Annotated in this window: 24 protein-coding genes and 1 tRNA gene; 9 read left to right on the forward strand and 16 right to left on the reverse strand. The window is 61.2% G+C overall.

Features of this window, described 5'->3' with window-relative positions:
- From B4F27_RS05110 to B4F27_RS05130, 5 genes are all read left to right on the forward strand, one after another.
- Window positions 1–2,699 (forward strand): bifunctional [glutamine synthetase] adenylyltransferase/[glutamine synthetase]-adenylyl-L-tyrosine phosphorylase (locus tag B4F27_RS05110; RefSeq protein WP_286759045.1); only part of this gene is annotated, 2,699 nt, incomplete at its 5' end.
- On the forward strand, window positions 2,696–2,968 hold the full coding sequence (locus B4F27_RS05115) for a hypothetical protein (RefSeq protein WP_286759046.1): 273 nt from the start codon (window positions 2,696–2,698) through the stop codon (window positions 2,966–2,968). The genes B4F27_RS05110 and B4F27_RS05115, both read left to right, overlap by 4 nt.
- A gap of 148 nt (window positions 2,969–3,116) precedes the next feature.
- Window positions 3,117–3,734 carry a DUF6778 family protein gene (locus tag B4F27_RS05120; protein ID WP_005853320.1) on the forward strand — a complete coding sequence of 206 codons (618 nt, stop codon included), beginning with the start codon at window positions 3,117–3,119 and terminating at the stop codon, window positions 3,732–3,734.
- Window positions 3,735–3,791: 57 nt separating this feature from the next.
- The gene (locus B4F27_RS05125; protein WP_286759047.1) at window positions 3,792–5,018 is read left to right on the forward strand and encodes an RSP_2647 family RNA methyltransferase; all 1,227 of its coding nucleotides are present in this window, start codon (window positions 3,792–3,794) and stop codon (window positions 5,016–5,018) included.
- Window positions 5,019–5,564, forward strand: coding sequence for an RSP_2648 family PIN domain-containing protein (locus B4F27_RS05130; protein WP_037944182.1), 546 nt, complete (start codon window positions 5,019–5,021; stop codon window positions 5,562–5,564).
- On the opposite strand, the gene B4F27_RS05135 is transcribed toward B4F27_RS05130, so the two are convergent.
- The 6 genes from B4F27_RS05135 to B4F27_RS05160 all read right to left on the reverse strand — a co-directional run bounded on the left by B4F27_RS05135 (window position 5,561) and on the right by B4F27_RS05160 (window position 10,788).
- Window positions 5,561–6,244, reverse strand: coding sequence for a M48 family metalloprotease (locus B4F27_RS05135; protein ID WP_286699081.1), 684 nt, complete (start codon window positions 6,242–6,244; stop codon window positions 5,561–5,563). The two genes, B4F27_RS05130 and B4F27_RS05135, sit on opposite strands and share 4 nt — an antisense overlap.
- Before the next feature lie 111 nt (window positions 6,245–6,355).
- Window positions 6,356–6,781: an OsmC family protein gene (locus B4F27_RS05140; RefSeq protein WP_286759048.1), complete on the reverse strand. Its 426-nt coding sequence runs from the start codon at window positions 6,779–6,781 to the stop codon at window positions 6,356–6,358.
- A gap of 84 nt (window positions 6,782–6,865) precedes the next feature.
- The gene (locus B4F27_RS05145; protein ID WP_009826960.1) at window positions 6,866–8,053 is read right to left on the reverse strand and encodes a vWA domain-containing protein; all 1,188 of its coding nucleotides are present in this window, start codon (window positions 8,051–8,053) and stop codon (window positions 6,866–6,868) included.
- Window positions 8,054–8,056: 3 nt separating this feature from the next.
- Window positions 8,057–8,230, reverse strand: a complete 174-nt coding sequence (locus B4F27_RS05150) for a hypothetical protein (protein ID WP_005853331.1) — start codon at window positions 8,228–8,230, stop codon at window positions 8,057–8,059.
- Between the two features lie 18 nt (window positions 8,231–8,248).
- Complete coding sequence (locus B4F27_RS05155; protein ID WP_005853333.1) at window positions 8,249–9,613, reverse strand: DUF2927 domain-containing protein; 1,365 nt, start codon at window positions 9,611–9,613, stop codon at window positions 8,249–8,251.
- Between the two features lie 335 nt (window positions 9,614–9,948).
- Window positions 9,949–10,788, reverse strand: coding sequence for an AAA family ATPase (locus B4F27_RS05160; RefSeq protein ID WP_037945011.1), 840 nt, complete (start codon window positions 10,786–10,788; stop codon window positions 9,949–9,951).
- Window positions 10,789–10,951: 163 nt separating this feature from the next.
- Between B4F27_RS05160 and dksA the strand changes: the two genes are divergently transcribed.
- Window positions 10,952–11,374 (forward strand): RNA polymerase-binding protein DksA, encoded by a 423-nt coding sequence (gene dksA / locus B4F27_RS05165; protein WP_037945012.1) that lies wholly within the window; start codon window positions 10,952–10,954, stop codon window positions 11,372–11,374.
- Between the two features lie 113 nt (window positions 11,375–11,487).
- Window positions 11,488–12,657 carry an FAD-dependent monooxygenase gene (locus B4F27_RS05170; RefSeq protein ID WP_286759049.1) on the forward strand — a complete coding sequence of 390 codons (1,170 nt, stop codon included), beginning with the start codon at window positions 11,488–11,490 and terminating at the stop codon, window positions 12,655–12,657.
- 13 nt (window positions 12,658–12,670) lie between these two features.
- Here the strand turns inward: B4F27_RS05170 and B4F27_RS05175 are convergent, their stop codons facing one another.
- Window positions 12,671–13,720, reverse strand: coding sequence for an ornithine cyclodeaminase (locus B4F27_RS05175; protein WP_286759050.1), 1,050 nt, complete (start codon window positions 13,718–13,720; stop codon window positions 12,671–12,673).
- A 21-nt stretch (window positions 13,721–13,741) separates the two neighbouring features.
- Window positions 13,742–14,662, reverse strand: a complete 921-nt coding sequence (gene rocF, locus B4F27_RS05180; protein ID WP_286759051.1) for an arginase — start codon at window positions 14,660–14,662, stop codon at window positions 13,742–13,744.
- Between the two features lie 111 nt (window positions 14,663–14,773).
- Here rocF and B4F27_RS05185 point away from each other — a divergent pair, with 111 nt between their 5' ends.
- The gene (locus tag B4F27_RS05185) at window positions 14,774–15,211 is read left to right on the forward strand and encodes an Lrp/AsnC family transcriptional regulator (protein WP_286759052.1); all 438 of its coding nucleotides are present in this window, start codon (window positions 14,774–14,776) and stop codon (window positions 15,209–15,211) included.
- Window positions 15,212–15,229: 18 nt separating this feature from the next.
- On the opposite strand, the gene B4F27_RS05190 is transcribed toward B4F27_RS05185, so the two are convergent.
- Window positions 15,230–15,697, reverse strand: a complete 468-nt coding sequence (locus B4F27_RS05190; RefSeq protein ID WP_286759053.1) for a disulfide bond formation protein B — start codon at window positions 15,695–15,697, stop codon at window positions 15,230–15,232.
- Window positions 15,697–16,275 (reverse strand): YqaA family protein, encoded by a 579-nt coding sequence (locus B4F27_RS05195; RefSeq protein ID WP_132996653.1) that lies wholly within the window; start codon window positions 16,273–16,275, stop codon window positions 15,697–15,699. Before B4F27_RS05195 ends, B4F27_RS05190 begins: the two co-directional genes overlap by 1 nt.
- Window positions 16,276–16,398: 123 nt before the next feature.
- On the opposite strand from B4F27_RS05195, the gene B4F27_RS05200 reads away from it, so the two are divergent.
- Window positions 16,399–16,482, forward strand: a tRNA-Leu gene (locus B4F27_RS05200).
- A 171-nt stretch (window positions 16,483–16,653) separates the two neighbouring features.
- Here the strand turns inward: B4F27_RS05200 and B4F27_RS05205 are convergent.
- The 6 genes from B4F27_RS05205 to B4F27_RS05230 all read right to left on the reverse strand — a co-directional run bounded on the left by B4F27_RS05205 (window position 16,654) and on the right by B4F27_RS05230 (window position 23,327).
- On the reverse strand, window positions 16,654–17,580 hold the full coding sequence (locus B4F27_RS05205) for a carbohydrate kinase family protein (RefSeq protein WP_286759054.1): 927 nt from the start codon (window positions 17,578–17,580) through the stop codon (window positions 16,654–16,656).
- Window positions 17,577–19,133, reverse strand: coding sequence for a mannitol dehydrogenase family protein (locus B4F27_RS05210; RefSeq protein ID WP_286759055.1), 1,557 nt, complete (start codon window positions 19,131–19,133; stop codon window positions 17,577–17,579). Before B4F27_RS05210 ends, B4F27_RS05205 begins: the two co-directional genes overlap by 4 nt.
- Before the next feature lie 50 nt (window positions 19,134–19,183).
- Window positions 19,184–20,188, reverse strand: coding sequence for an ABC transporter ATP-binding protein (locus B4F27_RS05215; protein WP_286759056.1), 1,005 nt, complete (start codon window positions 20,186–20,188; stop codon window positions 19,184–19,186).
- A 12-nt stretch (window positions 20,189–20,200) separates the two neighbouring features.
- Window positions 20,201–21,031: a carbohydrate ABC transporter permease gene (locus B4F27_RS05220; RefSeq protein WP_286759057.1), complete on the reverse strand. Its 831-nt coding sequence runs from the start codon at window positions 21,029–21,031 to the stop codon at window positions 20,201–20,203.
- A 10-nt stretch (window positions 21,032–21,041) separates the two neighbouring features.
- On the reverse strand, window positions 21,042–21,908 hold the full coding sequence (locus tag B4F27_RS05225; RefSeq protein ID WP_005853360.1) for a carbohydrate ABC transporter permease: 867 nt from the start codon (window positions 21,906–21,908) through the stop codon (window positions 21,042–21,044).
- A 117-nt stretch (window positions 21,909–22,025) separates the two neighbouring features.
- A complete protein-coding gene (locus tag B4F27_RS05230; protein WP_037944212.1) occupies window positions 22,026–23,327 on the reverse strand; it encodes an ABC transporter substrate-binding protein in 1,302 nt (433 codons plus the stop codon).
- Between the last annotated feature and the right edge of the window lie 70 nt (window positions 23,328–23,397).

The following is a 23,397-nucleotide window of genomic DNA, read 5'->3' on the forward strand; positions in this document are numbered from 1 at the left end:
CAGGGGCGGGATCGACGTCGCCCTATCTTCTGGGGTTGATGCAAAAGGAAACCGACTGGTGTCATGCGGCTTTCGATGATCCCGCAGGGGCGGTGCAGCAGGTGATCGACAGCGCGGGCGCGGTGCCCCCGGACCAGTTGTCCAGTCATCTACGGCAGGGCAAGCGGCGCGTGGCGCTGATGACGGGGCTGGCTGATCTGGCGGGGGCTTGGTCGCTGGAGGAGGTGACCGGCGCGCTGACCGATTTTGCCGACGCCGCCGCCCAAGCCGCGCTGACCGCAGGGCTGAAAGCGCAGATCAAACGCGGCAAGCTGCCCGGCATGACGGAAGAGGACGCCGACAGCGGCGCAGGCATGGTCGTGCTGGCTATGGGCAAGATGGGCGCACGCGAGCTGAATTATTCGTCCGATATCGATCTGATCTGCCTGTTCGACGAAACGCGTTTTGACGCCAGCGATTTTCACGACGCCCGCACAGCCTTTGTCCGCGCCACCCGCGCGATGAGCGGGACGCTCAATGATCTCACGGGCGAGGGCTATGTCTTTCGCACAGACCTGCGGTTGCGACCCGATTCCGGTGTGACGCCCGTGTGCATCGCGATGGAAGCGGCAGAACGGTATTACGAAAGTCTGGGCCGCACATGGGAGCGTGCCGCCTATATCAAGGCACGCCCTGCGGCGGGCGATCTGGCGGCGGGTGATCAGTTCCTTTCGGTGCTGCGGCCCTTCGTCTGGCGCAAGCATCTGGATTTTGCCGCGATACAGGACGCCCATGACATGCGCCTTGCGATCCGCGAGCACAAAGGGTTGGGGGGCAGTGTCTCGCTTTCGGGGCACAATATGAAGCTGGGGCGCGGCGGTATCCGCGAGATCGAATTCTTCACCCAGACCCGTCAGCTGATCGCCGGTGGGCGCGACGCAGATCTGCGCGTGCGCGGCACCTGCGAAGGCATGGCCGTGCTGGCGGAAAAGGAATGGATCCCCTCAGAAGTGGCCGAGACGCTGTGCGATCACTACCGTGCGCATCGTACCGTGGAACACCGCGTCCAGATGATCCGAGACGCCCAGACCCATACGTTGCCCCAAACGGAAGAGGGGTTCGACCGGCTGGCCGCGATGATGGATATGGATGTCCCCGCGCTGCGCAGTGACCTTGAACGGCGGCTGGAAGAGGTCCACCAACTGACCGAAGGGTTCTTTGCGGGCTCGACCTCAAGCCCTGAAGCGGCTGCCCCGCCCGAGGAACATGTCTTTGACGCCGCGATTGTGGACCGTTGGCTGAACTACCCCGCCTTGCGCAGCGCCCGGGGGGCGGAGCTTTTTGCAGAGCTGAAACCTGGATTGCTGGCGCGTCTCGCACGGGCCACCAAACCGGACGAGGCATTGCTGGCCTTTGACGGCTTTCTTGGCGGGCTGCCCGCGGGGGTGCAGTTATTCTCCTTGTTGAAGATCAACCCGCAACTCTCTGATTTGCTTGTTGATATTGTCAGCGCGTCACCCGCGCTCGCTGCCTATCTGTCGCGCAATGCGCAGGTGTTCGACGCGGTGATAGGTGGGGATTTCTTCAGCGAATGGCCGGCAGAGGACGCTTTGGTCGACAGTCTGACAGAGGTGCTGGAGGCCGAAGAGGATTATGAGGCGCGGCTGGATACCTGTCGTCGATGGGCCAAGGAATGGCATTTCCGGATCGGGGTGCATCACCTGCGCGGGCTGATTGATGCCGCGACGGTTGGGGCGCAATATGCCGATCTGGCGCGGGCGGTGTTGCGCGGGCTCTGGCCGGTGGTGATCGACGAATTCTCGCGCCGTCACGGGCCGCCGCCCGGGCGCGGTGCGGTGCTGGTCGGGATGGGGTCACTTGGCGCGCGCCGCCTGACCGCTGCCTCTGATCTGGATATGATCGTGGTTTACGATTCCGCTGGCGTCGAAAGCTCTGACGGCAAGCGCCCGCTGGCGTCGCGGCTGTATTATGCGCGGTTGACGCAGGCGATGATCACCGCGATGACCGCGCCGATGGCCCAAGGCAAGCTCTACGAAGTGGACATGCGCTTGCGCCCGTCTGGGACGCAGGGGCCGGTGGCGACCAGTTTAGCGAGTTTTGAAAGCTATCAGATGGGGCAGGCCTGGGTGTGGGAGCATCTGGCCCTAACCCGCGCCGATTGTGTGACCGGCCCCGATGATCTGATGCAGGATGTTGCGCGCCTGTGCGACAGGGTGCTCGCCCGTTCGCGCGACCGTGCCGATACCCTGCACGAGGTCGCGGCGATGCGCGCACGTCTGGCAACAGCCAAGGTGGCCGGCGGCATCTGGGATGCCAAGAACGGGCCGGGGCGCTTGCAGGATATCGAATTGCTGGCGCAGGCCGGGGCCTTGCTGGCGGGCACCACGGCGCGGGATATCACCTCTGCGCTTGGGGATGCGGAGGCGCAGAACGTCATCACCGCCGATCAGGCAGCGGTGCTGCGCCGCGTCTACCGCAGCTGTTGGGCGCTGCAATCCGCGACGCGGTTGCTGTCATCCTCTGTCCTGCGCGAGGATTCTCTGGGGCAGGCGGGTTTGCGGTTTCTGTGCCGCTCCCTCGATGTGGACACGCCCGAAGAACTGCACGCGCATCTCGCGCAAAGCTACGATCAGGCCGCGACGATCATCGCCGATGCACTTGCCGCTTACGTAGATAAGGCGGACGGGGGCGCGACATGAGCAAAGGGGACCCCAACGATCCCAAAGGGCTGATCTTTGAATCCTACCGCATAGAGGGGATCACCCAGGCGGAGTGTCGGTCAATCTTTCTGGATTGGGCGCTCAGCCTGCCAGCGGAAGCGGATACCAAAGCCGCCCTGCGCGCCTTGTTGGACAGCGTGACAGCAGAGAACCAAGACCATCCCATGACCGAAGTGATGCAAGAGGGGTTGATTGACATGGCCACGCCCCGGCGGCGCGGCGGCTGGCGCACCCGACCGCGCAGCTAGACAGGCCGACATTAAGGCGCAAACGTGCCGAAATACCCTAATGATGCCTTAGGTTTTGAACATTCTCGCCCCATTCCTGCCTTAATTGAGCAGCATTACCGTTACATGGCTGCACAATCCGTATCGTCAGCAGCTTTTGGAGGGGTAAATGAAACATCATAAACTGTTGATCGCTTTGGCCTGTGCCGCTGCCGTGTCCGGTTGTGCACCGGCGGATATTGCCAGCCGGAATGCGATGTATGACACATCCTCGACCCGCATGTCCTTGCTGGACAATCTCAACGCCTACCAGCCCGATACGTTGCTGGACGCGGTGCATATCCAGCACACCAACGTCTCTGTGCCCGATCACCTGCGGGTCGCACAAGCGCCAAGCCTGCTGCAATCGGCTGACATCGTCTGGCATGGCGAAGCAGACACTGACCGCCGCGATCAGGTGCGCGCGATCTTCGAGGCCGCGATCCGCCAGGGGGCAGTGACCGCCTATGGTCCCGTGCCCGCCGCGCTGGAGGTCGAGGTCTTGCGGTTCTATAACCCCGCCTCGGAAGCCCCGTCGGCAGAGTTTATCCTGACCGTTGTCGATGCCCGCAATGGCAACCCGTTGGCCGAGCCCCGTCAGGTCGCGGTAGAGCTGAGCAGCTTTGCGCCCCCCGTCGCAGAGGCGCAGCCGGACAATGCGGTGATGATCCATGATCTGGCCCGTGCGATTGAACAGCAGCTCGCCACACCGGGCAGCTATAAACGCACGAAACTTGCCGCCTATTGAGGCAGCAGTCGAACTCTGCGCTTCCCCAAACGCGCGGAACCGACTAATGGGGGCGGTATGACAACGCCCCTTTCCCCTCCCGCTTCGACCGACCCTTCCGATTTGCCTGTGGTGCGCCTGCTGCCCAAGGCAAATGCCCGCGCCATCCGGCACGGGTTTCCCTGGGTTTATGCCAATGAAATGGTCACCGACCGCCGCACCAAGGCGCTTGCGCCCGGCAGTCTCGCGCTGCTGGAAGACAGCGCCCGTCAGGTGATGGGGGTGGTCGCGGTGAACCCGGCCTCCAAGATCTTCTGCCGGATGCTGGACCAGAACGCGCAAGCCGTGGTGAACCAGAACTGGTTCGAGGCCCATATCAACCGCGCCGTGCAACTGCGTGACCAGATGTATGACGCGCCCTTTTACCGGTTGATCCACGCCGAAGCCGATGGGTTGCCCGGTGTGGTGATCGACCGCTTTGGCGATACGGCCGTCATTCAGGCCAACGCCGCATGGGCCGATGTGCATATCAATGCGCTGACAGCAGCGCTGGTGGAACAAACCGGCGTGCGCCATGTGCTCAAGAACGCGTCGGGCCGGACCCGCAGCCTTGAAGGGCTGGATGACGTAAGCGGTGTGCTGCATGGCGAGGCCCCAAGCGCGCCTGTGCAAGTGCCGATGAACGGTGCTATCTATATGGCTGACCTCACCGGCGGCCAGAAAACCGGCCTGTTCTACGACCAACGCCCGAACCACGCCTTCGCGGCGAACCTGTCCAAAGGCAAACGCGTGCTGGATGTCTTCGCCCATGTTGGCGGCTTCTCACTCGCCGCGCTGGCACATGGCGCGTCTTCTGCGGTTGCGGTCGACGGATCGGCACCCGCGCTTGAGCTGGCGCAGCAGGGCGCAGAGGCTATGGGCGTCACAGACCGTTTTGCCACGCGCCAAGGCGACGCCTTTGACATCCTGACAGCACTGCGGGCCGAGGGCAAAGAGTTCGACGTGGTGATCTGCGATCCGCCCGCCTTTGCCCCCGGTAAACCCGCGCTTGAAGCCGGTCTGCGCGCCTATGAACGTGTGGCGCGTCTGGCGGCGCAACTGGTGGCCGAAAACGGCGTGCTGGGTCTGTGTTCCTGTTCCCATGCGGCGGATCTGACGCAGTTCCGCACCGCATCTGTGCGCGGTATCGGTCGTGCGGGACGGCGCGCGGCGCTGCTGCACACCGGTTTCGCCGGACCTGACCACCCGCAGCTGCCGCAACTGGCCGAGACGGGATACCTCAAGTCGTTGTTCTTCCGCCTGTAAATGGCGCTGCGCATCCTGATTGACGCCTGCGTGCTCTATCCCACCGTTATGCGCGAGATGGTGATGGGCGCGGCGCGGGCGGGGGTGTTTGAACCGCTGTGGTCCGCGCGCCTGTTGGAAGAATGGGCGCGCGCCGCGATCAAGCTTGGCCCCGAGGGCGAGGCACAGGCCCGCGCAGAGATCGCCTTACTGCGCGCCGCCTGGCCCAAGGCGGAAGTGCCCCCAAGCCCCGGTGTGGCGGCACGGCTGTACCTGCCGGATGAAAACGACGTGCACGTGCTGGCCGCCGCGATCACCGGCCATGCCGATATTATCATGACGCTGAATGCCAAGGATTTCCCCCGTGGCACCTTGGCTGAAGAGGGGTTGGCGCGGGTCGATCCCGACAGCTACTTACACGGCGTCTGGCTGGCGCAGCCGCAGGTGATGGAAGCGGTCGCCGCACATGTTCTGGAAGAGGCACGCCGCCTGTCAGGCCATCCGTGGGAAATGCGACCGTTGCTGAAGAAAGCACGGCTGCCGCGGCTGGCAAAGGCGCTTGGTTAACGGTCCCAGGCGGATTGCAGCGCCGTGAGCGCGCCGATCCTGTCTGCCGTCTTCGGGTGGCTCAGCAGCCAGGCGGGGGCGGTGCCGTGGTTGCTTTGGGTCAGTGCCTCCAGCTTCTCGAACAAGGAAATTTGTGGCGCGATGCCGATACCCGCTTTGGTTAGCAGGGCGGCGGCATAGGCGTCCGCCTCGTATTCATCGCTGCGCGACAGGCGCGCGGCCAGGAGCGTCGCCAGCATATTGGCGATCCAGATACCGACACCGGGGAGGATACGCCCCAAGATCATCCCAAGCGCCGCGCGCATGGCGTTCTGGCCGGAAAAATCGATCATCCGTCGTCGTGAATGCCCCAAGGCCACATGGCCGAGCTCATGTGCAATCACACTCGCGAGCTCCTCGGCGGTGACGGCACCGGATTTGAATTTCTCGTAAAAACCGCGGGTAATGAAGATACGCCCATCGGGGGCGGCAAGACCGTTGACGGGTGCGACTTCGTAGATGTGGACCTTGATCCGCGGCAGATCGAGGGCGCTGGCCAGCTTCGATGTCATCTCGCGCAGGGCAGGGTCGAGCAGTTCTGTCGATTTTTCGTCCAGTTCCTTCGCGGTGCGCCAAGCGGAAAAGCGATACATGGCAAGCCCGTAGAGCACGGCGAGAAGGATGGGGAGGATGCGGATCATGTATCCAATATGGACGGGGGGGCGCGGGGTGCAAGGGTGGAATGAGTATTTGGGAAAAGGGTGAAGTGGGCGTGGTAGGGGCCGCGAGCGCGAGCGGCCCCTGAGGCAGGATCAGGACAGTTTTGCGTCCATCGTGATTTCGGCGCTCATCAATTTGGAGATGGGGCAATTTTCCTTGGCGGTTTTGGTCGCCTCTTCAAATTGCTCTTGTGTGGCGTTGGGGATGACACATTCCACATCAAGGTGAATCTTCGGCACATGGAAGCCGCCGTCTTTTTGTTCAAGGAAGACCGTGGCCTTGGTTTCGATGCTATCGGCGACCAGATCGTAGTCTTCAAGGATCATTGACAGCGCCATGGAGAAACAGGACGCATGGGCCGCGCCGATCAGCTCTTCGGGGTTGGTGCCGTCTTTGCCTTCGAAACGGGTGTTAAAGCCGTAGGGCTGGTCGCTGATCACGCCGGTCTGGGTGGAGACATGGCCTTTGCCCTCTTTGAGGTTGCCTGTCCATTTTGCGGAGCCTGATTTCTTGATCATGGGAATTCCTTTCACCATTTGGGTTCATGGTGAAAACGCGGGGGCGCGGTGGAATGTTCCGATCTGTGGTGGGGTGGCGGCTGATTACCGGGTCAGCGTCTTCATCCCGCGGCTCAGCCCTTCGAGGGTCATGGGCACCATTGCCTCTGCGCCAAAGATTTCCTGCACCATCTTGATGGATTGTGTGTAGGGCCAGTATTTCTCGGGGATCGGGTTGATCCAGAGGTTGCTGTTCCATTGTTCGCGCGCGCGTGAAAGCCAGACCGATCCGGCCTCGGCGTTCCAGTGTTCATTGGCGCCACCGGGGTAGGCGATTTCGTAAGGGGACATGGACGCGTCGCCCACGAAAATGCATTTGTAATCCGGCCCGTAGGTGCGCAGCACTTCCATCGTGTCCAGCTGTTCCGTCCAGCGGCGGCGATTGTCACGCCAGACGCCTTCATACAGGCAGTTGTGGAAGTAGAAGTGTTCGAGGTGTTTGAATTCGGACTTGGCGGCGCTGAACAGTTCTTCGACGGTTTTGATATGCGGGTCCATCGAACCACCCACATCCAAGAACAGCAGCACCTTGACCGCGTTGCGCCGCTCGGGTCGGGTTTTGACATCGAGGTAGCCATGTTCAGCCGTCGCACGGATGGTGCCGCCCAGATCAAGTTCGTCATTGGCGCCGTCGCGTGCCCACCGGCGCAGACGTTTCAGCGCGACCTTGATGTTGCGGGTGCCCAGTTCGACCGTGTCGTCGAGGTTCTTGAATTCGCGTTTGTCCCAGACCTTGACCGCGCGCTGGTGGCGCGATTCATTCTGGCCGATGCGCACGCCTTCGGGGTTGTAGCCATAGGCGCCGAAGGGCGAGGTGCCTGCGGTGCCGACCCATTTATTGCCCCCCTGATGGCGGCCTTTCTGTTCCTCGAGCCGTTTGCGCAGCGTCTCCATCAGCTTGTCAAAACCGCCCGCGGCCTCGATCTCGGCCTTTTCCTCGGGGGTGAGGTGCTTTTCGGCCATTTTCTCCAGCCACTCGTGCGGGATGTCCACGGCCTCCATCACATCGTCGAGGCTGATGTTTTCAAGGCCCGAGAACGCGGCTGCAAAGGCGCGGTCGAATTTATCGATGTTGCGTTCGTCTTTGACCATGCTGGTGCGCGCGAGATAGTAGAAGGCATCGACATCATAGGTCGCGAGCCCGGCTGCCATCCCGTCGAGAAAGGCGAGAAACTCGCGCATGGACACCGGCACCTTGTGTTGGCGCAGTTGGTCAAAGAACGGCAGAAACATGAATTACGCTCCGGTTAGGACTCGGTCCAGAACGACTGTAAGGATCATGCCGACGATGATAAAGGCCATCGCAAACCCGGCCGCGTATTGTGCGATATCCTTGCGGTTGCCGTTGCGTTTACGGGCGGTCAGCCCCCCGATAACAGCGCCGATCACGGCGAGAAGTATGACGATCATTTTAACCCATTTCGCTAGTTATTTGAGCGGGTTAAGCGACGCGATCTCGCGCATTTTGGCCCGCACAGCCCAGTCAGAGCCAAATCCGTACCGTGCCCAGCCCAAACTGTCCAGCCTGACGGCCTGTGCCTCGGCCGCGCGGTTTTCAAGCTCGAGCGCTTCGGCACGCAGCAACAGCAGGGTGCTGAGCAGGGCGGCGTTCTCGCGTCGGCGTGCGGTGTCGATATGCGGCGCGATCAGACGTAGCGCTTCGGCACCCTGACCCTTTGAGACCGAATAGGCCCCAAGCTGCGTCGCCACATAGGCGCGGTGCAGATCGGTGCCGGGGGTGCGGGCGTAGAAGAGATCGGACATCTTGTATTGTTCATGCGCGGCTTCAGCATCACCTGATTGCAATGCGCGCCCCATGGCGTAATGGGCAAACGCGCGGCGGTGATCCTGCCAGCCCAGGCTTTGTGCGATCTTGATGGCGCTATAGGCCGCGTCCTGGCGTTGCCCGCTGGAGCGTCCGGGCCCGAGCGCGCCCTGAACGGCGGCATTCCAGGCGCGGGGGGTGCGGGTCAGGAAGCGTGCTTTGGTCGATGTGCCGCCCGGATTGATCCGTGCCAGAATACCCGGCAGGGCGTTTGCCACCTGACCCCGTGTCATGCCCGACCGCAGCGCCGGATCGTAGTAGGCGCGCAGGATCATCATATCAAATCCGGTCAGCACCGTATGCACATTGTCGTCGTTAAAGACGGAATCCGGCAGGCGATACAGATCGTTGAGAGGGCCAAGCGCTTGGGCCAGTTCTTCGTGCAGACAATCGCGGACCTCTTGCGGGCTGGCGTCATTCGGGATGAAGATCGACACGCGGCTGCGGGTTTTCAGCAAGGACCAGTTGGTCTGCGCGGTGCGGCGGACTTTCTTATATTCATCAAGGCTGCTGACATTCGGGGCCACAAAACATGCGGCCTGGGGCAGCACCTTGCTGATGGTGCGACGGCTGACAGCTTCGACGGTGATATTGGCATTCGGGCCGCTGGTGGGGCTGATGTCGATCCGGGCCTCTTGCCGCAAGCGATTGAGCAGCGCGGTCAGATCGGGGCCAAGGGTCGGGGGCGGCGCACCGATGACGCGCACGGTGACCGGACCTTCGAAACGGGTGAAAACGGGCAGCTCCTTGCCGCTTTCCATGCGGAACGACAGTTCGATAAAATCGAGGCTGAGGTCGTTGTTGGAGCGCGGTGCCGGCAGCGATTGATGCACGGTGAACCGTTTCATCGCGGGCAAAGAAGAGGTTGAGGCGGGTTCCATCGCGGCGCGGGTCACCACACCGGGATGCGAGGCCGGAACGCAGGCGCTGATCGCCAGCATCAAGGGCAGCAAAAGGTATTTCTTCATGGATGCGACCCCGTTGTGGCAGGTGCAGGGACCGCAAGGACAACTTTAACAGTCTCCAACACGCGGCGCACGAACGGTGCAAAAATCATATCCATCATCTACCTGACTGCCCTTTTGAGCTGATTACAGGTGTTTTTCGCCCGCCATCCAGACCATTCTAGGGAGCAACCATGTCAAAACAGAGAAAAATGTTAACAAATAAGGCAGGCTTATGACCATCGTTGCTTAGACGTCACAAATAGGACGGGCGCGTTTGCAGCCGTGAAATAACGCGCGGGCGGTTGGATATTCGCTTTATGCGGGATCAGGGCGCGGCGCACCGCGCCCCTTTGGGGTCACTTTTGCGCGCGTGCCATGAAAGCAAGCCGTTCGAACAGATGCACGTCTTGTTCGTTTTTCAGCAGCGCACCGTGCAACTTTGGCAGGGCGGACTTGCCGTCTTTTTTCAGATCGGCGGCATCCATATCTTCGGCCAGCAACAGCTTGAGCCAATCCAGCACTTCCGACGTGGATGGTTTTTTCTTCAGCCCTTGCTGTTCGCGGATTTCGTAGAATTGGGTCAGCGCCGTGGTCAACAGGGATTCCTTGATGCCGGGGTGGTGGACCTCGACGATCTTGCGCAGCGTGTCCATCTCGGGGAACTGGATGTAGTGGAAGAAGCAGCGGCGCAAAAAGGCGTCGGGCAGCTCTTTTTCATTGTTCGAGGTGATGATGACGATGGGGCGGTTTTCGGCTTTGATCGTCTCGCCAGTCTCGTAGACGAAGAACTCCATCTTATCGAGCTCTTGCAAAAGGTCGTTGGGAAATTCGATGTCAGCCTTGTCGATCTCGTCGATCAGCAACACGGTTTTGCCTTCGGCCTCAAACGCCTGCCACAGCTTGCCCTTGCGGATGTAGTTTTTCACATCATGCACACGCTCTTCGCCAAGCTGGCTGTCGCGCAGGCGGCTGACGGCGTCATATTCGTACAGACCCTGTTGCGCACGGGTGGTCGATTTGATGTTCCATTCGATCATGGGCAGGCCAAGGGCGGCTGACACTTGTCGGGCAAGTTCCGTTTTACCTGTGCCGGGCTCACCTTTTACAAGCAGAGGTCGTTCCAGCGTCACAGCCGCATTCACCGCAATCGTGAGGTCATCTGTGGCGACGTAATCTTGAGTACCTTGGAATTTCATCTTGTTTTCAACCTTCTTCAACGCGCTATTCTTGGTCCTTAAACCAACAAACATAAGCATTGTGTAGTGACAATCCGCTAACGCTGCGTTAGATGCACGCCACGGGAGTGATGTCGGGAGACGCGCCTTCATGACAGGATTAAAGACCGCGATGGGGAATGATATGAAGCAGGAAGTTTTTTTGGCGGATGGTTATACACCTGCCGAAGACGAGCCGTTCATGAATGATCGGCAAGTCGAATACTTCAGACGCAAACTATTGAACTGGAAAGCCGAGCTGCTGGCGGGAAGCCGGGACACGATCGAGGGCTTGCAAGACGGGACACGCAACATCCCCGATGTGAACGATCGCGCCTCCGAAGAAACGGACCGCGCGCTGGAACTGCGCACACGGGACCGCGCCCGCAAGCTGGTCAGCAAGATCGACGGGGCGCTGCGCCGCATCGACGAGGGTGAATTCGGCTACTGCTCCGTCACCGGAGAGCCGATTTCGCTGAAGCGTCTGGATGCGCGACCAATCGCCACGATGAGCCTTGAGGCGCAAGAACGTCACGAGCGCCGCGAGAAAGTCCACCGCGACGATTGATCGTCCGGTAACGGGCCGCAAATGATCGCATTTGCGCGAGAATGATAATGAAAGCGCCGCGGTGAGAGCCCGGCGCTTTTGTGTATGAAGCTGGCAAGACAGGCTAAAGCAAAATGGGTATCGGCAACGCAATCGTTATTGGTGGGGGTATCGGCGGCTTGGCCGCCGCAGCGGCTTTGTCACGCCGCGGCATGGCTGTCACGCTGCTGGAGCAGGCTCCGGCGATCACCGAGGTCGGTGCCGGCCTCCAGATCAGCCCTAACGGTATCGCGGTGTTGCGGGCCATGGGGCTTGACGCGAAGCTGACCGAACGCGCGGCGGTGCGCGGGCAGGCGGTGGTCTTGCAGGATTATAAGGATGGGGCGCGGGTGGCGCGGTTGGACCTGATGCGCGGGCAGGGGGCGCATCCCTATATGTTCGTGCACCGCGCCGATCTGGTGGACATCCTGCTGGGCGCGGCCAAACGGGGCAATGTGACGATCGAACTTGGGGCCGAGGTGGCAGAGGTGACCCCCGGTGCCACACCGCAACTGCGCCTGACCGATGGGTCGCGCCGGCGGGCAGAGCTGATCGTTGATGCCAGCGGGATCCACAGCCGCGCGCGAGCGGTGTTGAATGGCGCGGATCAGGCAAAGTTCACCGGTCAGGTCGCGTGGCGCGCCGTTGTGCGCAATGATTTCAACCACCCAGACGAGGCTCATGTCACCATGGGGCCGGGCCGGCATCTGGTCAGCTACCCTTTGCGCGGCGGGCGGCTGGTCAATCTGGTCGCGGTGGAAGAGCGTGACAGTTGGGCCGCCGAAGGCTGGAACCATGCGGACGATCCGGCACACCTGCGAAATGCTTTTGCGGATTTTGGCGGGCGGGCTGCCGCGATGATCAATGCGGTTGAGGCCTGCACGCTTTGGGGGCTCCACCTGCATCCGGTTGCGCAGACGTGGCATCAGGGCGGGGTTGTCTTGCTGGGGGATGCCGCGCATCCGACGCTGCCGTTCCTAGCGCAGGGCGCCAATATGGCGCTTGAAGATGCATGGGTGCTGGCCGACAGCGTGCTGAACCACCCCGCAGAACAGGCGCTCGCCCGCTATCAAAACCTGCGCCAACCCCGTGTTACCCGCGTCGTCAAAGCGGCGGCAGGCAATGCCGCGCGCTATCATTTGCGCCCCGGGCCTTTGCGGTCAGCCGCGCATCTGGGGCTAAAACTGGGCAGCACCCTTGCACCCTGGGCGATGGTCGGCGCGTTCAACTGGCTGTACCACCATGATGTGACCGCGCCGAAATAGGCTGACTTCGTCTTTACTTGGCCCGTTGCAACATGCCGAACAGATCCCGCGGGTCTTCGGGGTCGGCCAGCAGGTCAAGCGGGGCGAACAGATCGGTCGCTTTGATCTGGTCGCGCACATAGCGCAGCGCCGAGAAATCCTCGATCGCGAAGCCGACGCTGTCGAACAGGGTGATCTGCTTGTCGTCGGTGCGCCCCTGCGCCTGACCGGTCAGCACCTGCCAGATTTCGGTCACAGGGTGATCCGGTTCAAGCTGCTGTATCTCGCCCTCGATCCGGGTCTGTTCGGGGTATTCCACAAAAATCCCTGCGCGGTGCAGGATCGCGGGGGCAAGCTCGGTCTTGCCCGGACAGTCGCCGCCGATGGCGTTGATGTGGATGCCGCTGCCGACCATATTATCCGTCAGGATGGTGGCATATTGCTTGTCCGCCGTGCAGGTGGTGACAATCTGCGCGCCCAGCATCGCTTCTTCCGCGGTGTCGCAGGGCACGACCTTGATGCCCAGACCTTGCAGATTGGCGGCGCATTTCGCGGTGGCATCTTTGTCGATGTCGTACAGACGCACCTCGTCGATGCCGACAATGGCCTTCATCGCGAGGGTCTGGAATTCGGATTGCGCCCCGTTGCCGATCATCGCCATGACATGCGCGCCCTTGGGGGCCAGCAGACGCGCCACCACGGCAGAGGTTGCCGCCGTGCGCAGCGCCGTCAGCATCGTCATCTCGGACAGCAACACCGGATAACCGTTGGCCACATTCGCCAGCAGGCCAAAGGCGGTCACGGTCTGCAAACCGTCTGCGGTGTTCGAGGGGTGGCCGTTCACGTATTTGAACCCGTAGACCTCGCCGTCCGAGGTCGGCATCAGCTCGATCACGCCCTGTTCCGAATGGCTGGCAACGCGCGGGGTCTTGTCAAACAGCTCCCACCGTTTGAAATCCGCCTCGATATACTCCCCAAGCCCGATCAGCATGGGTTCAATCCCGATGTGGTGGATCAGCTTCATCATATTGTCGACGGAAACGAAGGGCACCAGCGCCTTGTCAGAGGGGGTCAGATTGGTCATGGTCGTGGTCCTTTACTCAAATCAATAGGCGCGGGTGGGGCGGTCGAATACGCGGCGGCCAAAGGCAGAGGCGGCCAGATCGACCATCAGCTGCGCGGTGCGGCCCCGTTCATCCAGGAAGGGGTTCAGCTCTACCAGATCAAGCGAGGTCATCAGCCCGCTGTCATGCAGTATCTCCATTACCAGATGGCCTTCGCGCACGGTCGCACCGCCGGGGACGGTCGTGCCAACCGCGGGGGCAACCGACGGATCAAGGAAATCCACATCGAGCGAGACATGCAGCATCCCGTTCGCCGCAGCGACCTTTTCAAGGAAAGTGTTCAGCGGCGTGGCGATGCCCGTCTCGTCAATCTCGCGCATGTCGACGCGCTGGATAGTGGTTTCCTGCAGGGCCGCACGCTCTGCCGCGTCGACAGAGCGCAGGCCGATGATGGCGATATTATCGTGGGGCAGCGGGTAGGGCAGATCGGGGAAGGCATCAAAGCCCTCGCGCCCTGTCACATAGCCCAAAGGCGTGCCGTGCAGGTTGCCGCTGTCGGTGCTTTCGGGCGTGTGGAAATCGCTATGCGCGTCCAGCCACAGCACAAACAGGGGGCGTTCCTGCGCCTGCGCATGGCGCATCGCGCCCAGGACGGTGCCGGAGGCAAGCGCATGATCGCCGCCCATGATGATCGGGGTACCGTCCTGCAAGGCGGCTTGGGTGGCCTCGGCCAGACTGTGAGTCCAGGCGATGGTTTCCTCAAGCGCGTGCAGTTTCGGGTGCTGGCCGGGGGTAAAGGGTGCAGGCGCGACATTGCCACGGTCTGTGACGCTATGGCCCAGATCGGTCAGCGCGCCCGCCAATCCTGCGGTGCGATAGGCATCGGGGCCCATCAGACAGCCCAACCGGCGCTTGCCGCTATCCAGCGGGGCCCCAAGAAGAATACAGTTTTGTCCAGACATGGGTGAGATCCTTTCGTCAACGTTTCCGCGACGATATCTAGCTGGTCTGGTCAGAAACAATCATCTAAAGTGACCAAATCGGAGATTATTTGACCAAACTGGACAGTCAAAATGGACGCAACGGACGAAGCAATTCTGGCAGCGCTGCGCGACGACGCGCGGGCGTCTCTGTCTGATCTGGCGGCGGCCTTGCGGCTGTCACGTACCACCGTGCGCGCGCGTCTCGCCCGTTTGCAACAAAGTGGAGAGATATTGGGCTTTACCGTCGTGACGCGCTCGGACGTGCGTGCCGATCCGGTGCGCGGATTGATGATGATCGAGATCGAGGGCCGCGGCGCTGACCGCATCACCCGCACGCTGGCCGGTATGGCGGCGTTGCGTGCCGTGCATTCGACCAATGGCAGATGGGATGTGATCGTCGAGATCGGCACCAAAACGCTTGAGGAGTTCGACGAGGTTCTGGCCCGCATCCGCAAGCTCGACGGGGTGGTCGCGAGCGAGACGAGCCTTTTGCTCAAGACGCGAAAAGCAGGGCAGGCCGCCTCCTAGAGCGGCCTGCAAGATGGTTCAGCGCGGCGAGCGCGCGGCAGAGACCCAGAACGCCAGTAGGACGGCACAAATGACAGCGTTCCAACCCGCCATGGATAGGCCGAAAAGCTGCCATACGATGTCATCACACATGACCAGACCGGAGGGCGCGCTGGTGGACAGAAGATCGCTGCCGCTCATCGCGCCTAGGTCCATACCGCCGCCTGTGCAGGACGACGGACCGGGCCAGAATTTCCATTCCACCCCCGCATGATAAACCCCGATCAGCCCCGTGATCGCCACCGACAGCGCGCCCAGCCAGATCAACGCACGCGGCGCACCAAGGAGAACGATCACTCCGATCAGGATCGCCGCCGCATGGGGCCACCGCTGCCACAGGCACATTTTGCAAGGCGCATAGCCGCCGATGTGTTGGAACCCAAAGGCCCCCAACAGCAGCGCAGCAGACCCCAGCGTAGCAATCAGGACATAGGTGTTTCGCGTCATCACAGATACCTCAGCAAGAAGAAGCTGCCGAACAGCAGCACGACAAATACCGTAAATACCAAAGGCAGACGGCGTTCAATAAAGTCGCGGATAGGTGCGCCAAATTTCCACAGCAGCGCCGCCACGATGAAGAACCGCAGCGCGCGCGCAAGGATCGAGGTCACGATAAAGGTCGCCAGTGGCATCCCCGTCCACCCCGACATGATCGTGATCACCTTGTAGGGGAAGGGCGTGACGCCCGCAGTCAGCACAGCCCAGAAGCCGACGCCGTTGAACCGGTCCGAGAATGCCGCCATCGCGTCGCCTTTGCCAAGGCTGGCAAGGATCGGTTGGCCCAATTGTTCAAATGCCAGCGCGCCAATGGCGTATCCCAGCAGGCCCCCCAAGACCGACGCGACCAGCGCGATCCCCGCGATCATCCATGCACGGTTCGGGCGCGCAAGGATCATCGGAATCATCAGCACATCCGGCGGAATGGGAAAAACAGAGCTTTCAAGGAATGCCACAACCGCAAGGGCCCAAAGCGCGTGCGGGTGGTTTGCCAGGCCCAGAACCCAGTCATATAGCCGTCGGATCATACTGCGGTCTCCGGTATTGTTTTCTGTTCAATGGCAACACCAGAACAATCGGACGGGGTCAAGCAAAAGCGGTAAAATTGCTCTTGCCGTGGGGCGCGTGGCACGGTAACAGACCCCCATTGTGCCCAAGTGGCGGAATGGTAGACGCAGGGGATTCAAAATCCCCCGCCGCGAGGCGTGCCGGTTCGAGTCCGGCCTTGGGTACCACCTTGTTCGTGCAAGGCTTTCCGTAAAATTCAGTTTTGATCGTCGATAGGTGTGAAGGTTGCTTTTGCAGCCTTGGCGATGTCACATCATCTTGTCCGTTGCATGCCAAAAGCCGCGCAAGGAATTGCTACGCGGCTTTGTGAAAGGGTCCGTCTGGGGGTGTGGTCTGCGTTAAAGCTCGTTCGCCCAAGGCGGGTTGGCACCGGCGCGCGACACGGTGATGGCGGCAACGCGGGCACCATAAGTCATCGCGTCGCGCAAAGCGTCGGGATCAAGAGTGCCAAGGGCTTCGGGCGTCAACAGGTCCAGTTCGGACAGCTTCGCCAGAAATCCCGCATTGAACGTATCACCGGCACCGATTGTATCGACGACGTTGGTCTTTACCGCGGGCACCGTGATGGATGTGCCGTCTGCAAGCGTTGCTATGGCACCCTCGGCCCCTTGGGTGACAATCACGACCGACGGACCGGTCTCGAGCATTGCGCTGATCTTTTCGGCCTGCGTCAACGGGGCGGGGTTCAGCCAGTCAAGATCCTCGTCCGAGACTTTGACGATATCCGCTTGGCTGATCATCGCCGCCATCCGGCGGCGGTAGCCCTCTGCGTCAGTGATGAAGAGGGGGCGGATGTTGGGGTCGATCATCACCGCCCGCGGCCCGCCCTGACGTTCCAGCAAGGCTGCATATGCGCTGGCACTGGGATCGCTGGCAAGGCTGATACCGCCAAAGAAAAGCGCGGTGATATCGCTCGGCAGCGCTGGCATATCCTCGGGGCGGATCATCCGACCGGCGGAGTTTTCGTCGAAGAATGAATAGCTTGCCTGCCCATCTTCAAGTTTCACAAAAGCCAATGTGCTAGGACGGTCAGAGCGGATGATATGCGTGGTATCCACGTCACTGGCCTTCAACGCATCGGCGAGTTGGTCGCCGAACATATCGCGCGACAATCCGGTAAGCATGCCCGTGCGGGCACCCAATCGGCCAAGCGCGATAGCGGTGTTAAAGACCGCGCCGCCCGAATGGGGCACAAACCCGTCCGGCCCGTCGAGCGACGGGGCCGCGACCATATCGATCAATGCCTCCCCGCAACACAGGATCATTGCCCGATCCCCGCGCGGTCACCGGCCAATGCGGCGGCCACATCCGGCTGATCGGTATAGACCGCAAGCGCGGCCTCGCAGCCTTCTGCCCAGATGAGCGAGAGCCAGTGTTCAAACGCCTGGGCAAAAGCCTGATGCTCCGCCAGATCGCCATAGATATGACGCTGCGCAAGCCAGAGCTGGGGTGCTTCGCGCGCGGCCAGGGCCACAGCGTTGAGGCGCGCCCACTGCGGGTCGTTCGGCTCGATCTCTGTCCCGTCCATGCGGGTGCCTGCACACATACGGGCCCATAGCGCCTCTACCAAGGCCAGACCGGAGCAACTGCCCTTGGCCGCCAAGGCGTCGCGCAGGACCGGCAGGACAAACCCCGGATGCCGTGATGACCCGTCAAAAGCCACGCGCCGTGTGGTGTCGCGGATCGCGGGGTTGGCGAAACGTTTGGCGATCAAATCCACATAGGCCGCTGGTTCTTGACCGGGCACGGGGGCGACGTAAGGCGCAATTTCTTCGGCCTCGATCTTGCGGAACATGGCAGAGGTCAACGGGTGCGCCATGCAATCGGCGATGGTTTCCAAGCCCAGCAACTCTCCGGCGTTGGCCAAGACCTGATGCCCTGCGTTGAGGATGCGGATTTTCATTGCCTCATAGTCATGCACCGCGTCGGTAAAGATCGCCCCCGCCTTGTCCCAGTCGGGGCGTCCGGCGCAGAAGTCGTCTTCGATCACCCATTGGCGGTAGTTCTCGTGGGTTACCGGTGCCGCGTCATCGACGCCAAGGCTTTGCGCCAGCGCAATCTCGTCAGGGCCGGTGGCGGGCACGATGCAATCCACCATAGAGTTCGGGAAGCTGCAGTTTTGCTCGATCCACTGGGCAAGCGCCGTGTCGCTTTGGCGGGCGAGGGTCACGACCGCCTGGCGCGTGGCGGTGCCATTGCCGCGCAGGTTGTCGCAGCTTTGGACGGTAAACGGACCGTGGCCCGCATCGCGCCGCAGCTTGAGCGCTGCAATGATCGCCCCGAAAACCGTCTTGGGCTGATCGGGCTGCGCGCGGTCATGCTGGATATCGGCATGGGTCAGATCAAGCCCGCCGGTTTCGGGGTCGATGAAATAGCCGCCCTCGGTCACGGTCAACGATACGATGCGGATCGCGGGATCCGCCATCGCGGCAATCAGCGGCGCGTTGTCTTCGGCGATAGGGGTGTAGTCGATCATAGAGCCGACGACCTCTGCCGTGACACGACCGGGGGCAAGCTCGATCAAGGTGGTCAGATAGTCCTGCGCTTTAAGCTTGTCGCGCATTGCGCTGTCATAGGCCCGCACGCCAGCACCGATCAGTGCCCAGTCCTGCGCCAGATTCTGCTGCATCAGCTTGTGCAGATACCACGCCTGATGGGCGCGGTGGAAATTGCCCAGACCGATGTGGATGATCCCCGCAGAGAGCGCGGCGCGATCGTAATCGGGCGTACCAATACGGGCGGGCAGGTCACCAAGGCGATCCAGGGACAGCGGCACCAGAAGCGGCGCGTCGGTGTTTGTTATGGTCGGTTCATTCATGAGACCGCTTTCGTAGGAAGCAAAGTTAAAGGGCAGGGGCGCGCGGCGCTTCATGCGATGCGTAGGCCGTTGGCGTCGAAGCGGTGAAGCGAGTCCTCGCGCGGGGTCAGGAACACTCGGTCGCCGTGGCGCAAGCCCACTTCGCCGCGGGCGCGGACGGTCATCATCTCGGTCAGGCCGGTGTCATAGACGTGGAAGAACGTGTCCGACCCCAAATGCTCAGACACTTTGACGACGCCGCTCCAGGTGCCTTCGGTTGTCGATACGTCGATGTGTTCCGGGCGGATGCCGATGGTATGCGCATCGTGTTTGGCCGCCTCGGGGCCCGAGATCAGGTTCATCTTGGGCGACCCGATAAAGCCCGCGACAAAGGTGTTGCGGGGGGTGTGGTAAAGTTCAAGCGGGGAGCCGACCTGTTCGATCACACCGGCCTGAAGCACCACGATCTTGTCGGCCATGGTCATCGCTTCGACCTGATCATGGGTCACGTAGATCATCGTCGTCTCAAGCCGTTTATGCAGCTCGGAGATCTCAAGCCGCATGCCCACGCGCAAAGCAGCGTCAAGGTTGGACAGCGGTTCGTCGAACAGGAAGGCCGCGGGTTCACGGACAATCGCCCGACCAATCGCGACACGCTGGCGTTGCCCGCCCGACAGCTGGCCGGGTTTGCGGTCCAGATAGGCGGTCAGGTTCAGCGCTTTCGCTGCGGCATCAATGCGGCGGTTCTGTTCGTCCACGGGTATGCCCGCCATGCGCATCGGAAAGGCGATGTTCTTGCGCACGGACATATGCGGATACAGCGCGTAGGACTGGAACACCATCGCCAGACCGCGCTTGGCGGGGGGCACATGGGTGGCGTCCTGTTTGTCGATGCGGATTTGCCCGCCAGAGGTATCTTCGAGTCCTGCAATTAGGCGCAGCAAGGTGGATTTGCCGCAGCCCGAGGGGCCGACAAACACGGTGAATTCGCCGTCTTCGATGGTCAGGTCCAGCGGCGGGATGACTTCGACGTCACCGAAGCGTTTGGAAACCTTGTCTAATGTGATGCGTCCCATGGTGTTGTTTCCTTATTTCACTGCGCCAAAGGTCAGGCCGCTGACAAGTTGTTTCTGGCTGAACCAGCCAAGGATGAGGATCGGCGCGATGGCCATGGTCGAGGCCGCGCTAAGCTTGGCATAGAACAACCCTTCGGGGCTGGAGTAGCTGGCAATAAAGGCCGTCAGAGGGGCAGCCTTGGCGGCGGCGAGGTTGAGGGTCCAGAAGGCTTCGTTCCAGGCGAGGATCACGTTCAGAAGCAGCGTGGATGCGATGCCGGGGATCGCCATCGGCGTGAGGATATACAGCACCTCTTCGCGCAGGCTGGCACCATCCATACGGGCCGCCTCTAGGATCTCTCCGGGGATTTCCTTGAAGTAGGTGTAGAGCATCCAGATAATGATCGGCAGGTTGATCAGCATCAGCACGATCACCAGACCCAGTTTGCTGTCCAGCAGACCCAATCGGATAAAGATCAGGTAGATCGGATAAAGCACCCCGACCGCTGGCAGCATCTTTGTGGACAGCATCCACAGCAGGATATCTTTGGTCCGGTTGGAGGGAACAAAAGCCATCGACCAGGCGGCGGGAACGGCGATCAGGATGCCCAGAATGGTAGAGCCCCCCGCGATCACCACCGAATTCCACAAGAACCGGCCGTAGTTCGAACGTTCCTGCACCGCGGCGTAGTTCTCCAGTGTCCAGTCAAAGAACAGGAATACCGGCGGGTCTGCAATCGCCTGGGCTTCGGTCTTGAAGCTGGTCAGGATGGTCCAGAGGATCGGGAAGAAAATCAGCAGCCCGACGCCCCATGCGAGTGCGGTGTTCAGAGCCTTGCGTTGTGTGGTCGTTGCACGTGCCATGACGGGCTCCTTATGCGTCGAGGTTCTTGCCAACCATGCGCATCAGGAAGATGGCAACGATATTGGCGAGGATGATGGCATAGACACCGCCGGCAGAGCCGAGCCCGATGTTCTGGCTTTCCAGCACACGCTGGAAGATCAGATAGGTCAGGGTTTTGGTGCCAAAGGCGCCTTGGGTGGTCACGAAAATTTCGGCAAAGATAGAGAGCAAAAAGATCGTCTGGATCAGCACCACCACCGTGATCGCCCGCGACAGGTGGGGCAGAGTGATGAAACCAAAGCGTTTGACGGGCGATGCGCCGTCCATCTCGGCGGCCTCCAGTTGTTCACTGTCCAGCGACTGGATTGCGGTCAGCAGGATCAGCGTCGCAAAGGGCAGCCACTGCCAGCTGACGATCAGAATGATGGATTGCGTCGAGGCTTCGGTCAGCCACACCAGCGGTTCAGCCCCAAACAGGCCCCACAGGTGGGCGAGCAGCCCGTTAACCGGATCCATGAACATGTTCTTCCAGACCAGCGCCGATACGGTCGGCATCACGAAGAACGGTGCAATCACGAGGATCCGAACGATCCCTTGACCCCACATCGGCTGGTTCAGCAACACGGCCAGCAACACACCCAGAACGACGGTGATGAACAGGACGCCGCCCACGATCACCAGTGTCGCCTGAACCGACGGCCAGAAGGCGCTGGACGATACAAAGCGGACGTAGTTGTCAAACCCGACCCATCCCAGATCACCGCCGCGCAGGGGCAGGTATTTGCGAAAGGAAAAATACAGCGTCATCGTCAGGGGGACGAGCATCCATCCCAGAAGCAGCACGACAGCGGGGGCCATCATCAGACGGGCGGCCGATCGTGAGTGTTGCGTTGCCATTGAATATACCTCCTCCGTTGACGGGCTAGGGCCGTCCCGGACGATCATGCACGTGTTGGAAAAAAGGGGCCAGTCAGCAAGGGGGAGCTTTGCCGACTGGCCCCGAGGGCGATCAGATCAGTAGCCGGCGGCTTCCATCTCATCGGTGGTCAACGCTTGGGCGTTGGCCAGGGCTTCATCGACGGACTGCTGTCCTGCCAGCGCGGCAGAGAACTCTTGTCCGACCTGTGTGGCGATGCCTGCGAACTCCGGGATAGCTGCAAACTGCACACCGACGTAGGGCACCGGATCGACAGTTGGCGCGGTGGGATCAGCCGACAGGATGCTGTCCAGTGTCATCTGCGCGAAAGGCACCTTTTTGTATTCGGCGTTTTCGTACAGCGATGTCCGCGTGCCGGGAGGAACATTTGCCCAACCGTCTTTCTCGGCGACCAGCTCAAGATACTCTTTGGACGTGGCCCATTCGATGAATTCTTTCGCGGCGGCTTCGTTATCGGTGCCAGCAGGGATGCCAAGCGCCCAAGCCCACAGCCAGTTGCCGCGTTTACCTTTGCCGGTGTCAGGAGCCAGCGCAAAGCCGACCTGATCCGCGACGGTGGAATCTGTTGGGTTGGTCACAAAGGACGCCGCAACAGTCGCGTCGATCCACATGCCGCATTTGCCCTGCTGGAACAGCGACAGGTTTTCGTTGAACCCGTTGTTCGCCGCACCCGGAGGGCCCGCGTCGTTCATCAGGTTCACATAGAACTCAAGCGTTTCTTTCCATGCGGGCTGGTCAAACTGCGCAGTCCAGCTTTCGTCGAACCAGCGTGCCCCAAAGGCGTTTGCTGTCGCGGTGAGGAACGCCATATTCTCGCCCCAACCGGCCTTGCCACGCAGACAGATGCCGTTGATGCCGGCGTCACGGTCGGTCATGGCGCGGGCGGCTTCAGCGACGAATTCCCATGTGGGCGCGTCGGGCATCTCCAGTCCGGCTTTCTCCATCAGGTCCTTGCGGTACATGATCATGGAGCTTTCGCCATAGAACGGGGCCGCATAAAGCGTGCCGTCGACGCTCAGACCGCCGCGCATCGCGGGCAGGATGTCGTCGGTGTCATATTCTGCAGACAGATCGTCCAGCGGAACCAGCCAGCCTTGCTTGCCCCAGATCGGGGTCTCGTACATGCCGATGGTCATGATGTCGAACTGCCCACCTTTGGTGGTGATGTCCGTGGTCACACGTTGACGCAGGACGTTCTCCTCCAGCGTGACCCATTCAACCTCGTGGCCGGTTTTGGCAGTAAAATCATCGGTAAAACCCTGCATCCGGATCATATCGCCGTTGTTGACTGTAGCGATTGTGATCGTATCCGCAGAAGCAGCGGCTGCCGTCAAAAGTGAAATGGCGGTCGCCGTTCGAAACGCGTTCAAAACAAACATCTTCTACCTCCCTGATGAGATGTTAGCGACAAGCTTACGGCTATTGATGAACTCGCGTCAATTTGAATTT

The sequence above is a fragment of the Sulfitobacter sp. UBA1132 genome (genome assembly GCF_002311545.1).
Taxonomy (GTDB): Bacteria; Pseudomonadota; Alphaproteobacteria; order Rhodobacterales; family Rhodobacteraceae; genus Sulfitobacter; species Sulfitobacter pontiacus.

Coding starts and splice junctions, on each gene's coding strand:
- B4F27_RS05185 (WP_286759052.1), top strand. CDS start 14,774: ATGGACGCAACGGACGAAGCAATTCTGGCAGCGCTGCGCGACGACGCG.
- B4F27_RS05140 (WP_286759048.1), bottom strand. CDS start 6,781: ATGATCAAGAAATCAGGCTCCGCAAAATGGACAGGCAACCTCAAAGAG.
- B4F27_RS05150 (WP_005853331.1), bottom strand. CDS start 8,230: ATGATCGTCATACTTCTCGCCGTGATCGGCGCTGTTATCGGGGGGCTG.
- B4F27_RS05125 (WP_286759047.1), top strand. CDS start 3,792: ATGACAACGCCCCTTTCCCCTCCCGCTTCGACCGACCCTTCCGATTTG.
- B4F27_RS05220 (WP_286759057.1), bottom strand. CDS start 21,031: ATGGCACGTGCAACGACCACACAACGCAAGGCTCTGAACACCGCACTC.
- B4F27_RS05210 (WP_286759055.1), bottom strand. CDS start 19,133: ATGAATGAACCGACCATAACAAACACCGACGCGCCGCTTCTGGTGCCG.
- B4F27_RS05130 (WP_037944182.1), top strand. CDS start 5,019: ATGGCGCTGCGCATCCTGATTGACGCCTGCGTGCTCTATCCCACCGTT.
- B4F27_RS05230 (WP_037944212.1), bottom strand. CDS start 23,327: ATGTTTGTTTTGAACGCGTTTCGAACGGCGACCGCCATTTCACTTTTG.
- B4F27_RS05225 (WP_005853360.1), bottom strand. CDS start 21,908: ATGGCAACGCAACACTCACGATCGGCCGCCCGTCTGATGATGGCCCCC.
- rocF (WP_286759051.1), bottom strand. CDS start 14,662: ATGTCTGGACAAAACTGTATTCTTCTTGGGGCCCCGCTGGATAGCGGC.
- B4F27_RS05190 (WP_286759053.1), bottom strand. CDS start 15,697: ATGACGCGAAACACCTATGTCCTGATTGCTACGCTGGGGTCTGCTGCG.
- B4F27_RS05135 (WP_286699081.1), bottom strand. CDS start 6,244: ATGATCCGCATCCTCCCCATCCTTCTCGCCGTGCTCTACGGGCTTGCC.
- B4F27_RS05160 (WP_037945011.1), bottom strand. CDS start 10,788: ATGAAATTCCAAGGTACTCAAGATTACGTCGCCACAGATGACCTCACG.
- B4F27_RS05155 (WP_005853333.1), bottom strand. CDS start 9,613: ATGAAGAAATACCTTTTGCTGCCCTTGATGCTGGCGATCAGCGCCTGC.
- B4F27_RS05195 (WP_132996653.1), bottom strand. CDS start 16,275: ATGATCCGACGGCTATATGACTGGGTTCTGGGCCTGGCAAACCACCCG.
- dksA (WP_037945012.1), top strand. CDS start 10,952: ATGAAGCAGGAAGTTTTTTTGGCGGATGGTTATACACCTGCCGAAGAC.
- B4F27_RS05175 (WP_286759050.1), bottom strand. CDS start 13,720: ATGACCAATCTGACCCCCTCTGACAAGGCGCTGGTGCCCTTCGTTTCC.
- B4F27_RS05205 (WP_286759054.1), bottom strand. CDS start 17,580: ATGATCCTGTGTTGCGGGGAGGCATTGATCGATATGGTCGCGGCCCCG.
- B4F27_RS05170 (WP_286759049.1), top strand. CDS start 11,488: ATGGGTATCGGCAACGCAATCGTTATTGGTGGGGGTATCGGCGGCTTG.
- B4F27_RS05215 (WP_286759056.1), bottom strand. CDS start 20,188: ATGGGACGCATCACATTAGACAAGGTTTCCAAACGCTTCGGTGACGTC.
- B4F27_RS05145 (WP_009826960.1), bottom strand. CDS start 8,053: ATGTTTCTGCCGTTCTTTGACCAACTGCGCCAACACAAGGTGCCGGTG.
- B4F27_RS05115 (WP_286759046.1), top strand. CDS start 2,696: ATGAGCAAAGGGGACCCCAACGATCCCAAAGGGCTGATCTTTGAATCC.
- B4F27_RS05120 (WP_005853320.1), top strand. CDS start 3,117: ATGAAACATCATAAACTGTTGATCGCTTTGGCCTGTGCCGCTGCCGTG.